This is a genomic window from Clavibacter lycopersici (genome assembly GCF_003576405.1).
Taxonomy (GTDB): domain Bacteria; phylum Actinomycetota; class Actinomycetes; order Actinomycetales; family Microbacteriaceae; genus Clavibacter; species Clavibacter lycopersici.
Genome location: NZ_QWGT01000556.1, coordinates 1 through 445, shown reverse-complemented (window position 1 = coordinate 445; position 445 = coordinate 1). Strand labels below are relative to the sequence as shown.

Sequence of the window (445 nt, the reverse complement as noted above, 5' to 3'; positions counted from 1 at the left end):
CGGGGGTCCACGCGGGCTGGGGCACGCCCCCGAGGTTAACGGACCCCCGCGGAGGTGCCGCGCGTCCCGGAGCGCGCGACCCGAGGCGCCCACCGCCCCCATTTCGGGGCGGATCACCCGCGGCCCTGCCGCGGGGATCACCCGCTCCGCTAGGAACGTCACATGAGCGATGACCGCGACCCCGATCGGACCGACGGATCCCACCCCGACGAGCCGCGGGGCGAGGGCGCGGTCCCCGAGGAGACGGCCGATGCGGGTGGCGCGGAAGCGGCCGATCCCGTCAGCCCGTACGGTCCGGCCGAGGCCGAGGCCGAGGCCGCGGCCGCCGCCGACCCGGTGTCCGCGGACGCCCCGCCGGCGCCCGACGCGTTCCCGGCGCCGCCGCGGCCGCCCGCCGGATACGACCCGACCGGCCTCTCGGCCCCCGCCGACACCGCCGCGGCCC

Annotated in this window: 1 pseudogene; it reads left to right on the top strand. The window is 80.4% G+C overall.

Annotation, left to right across the window (positions count from 1 at the left end):
* Positions 1–162: 162 nt before the first annotated feature.
* A pseudogene (locus DZG00_RS16510) lies at positions 163–445 on the top strand (DUF4190 domain-containing protein); the annotation flags it as partial.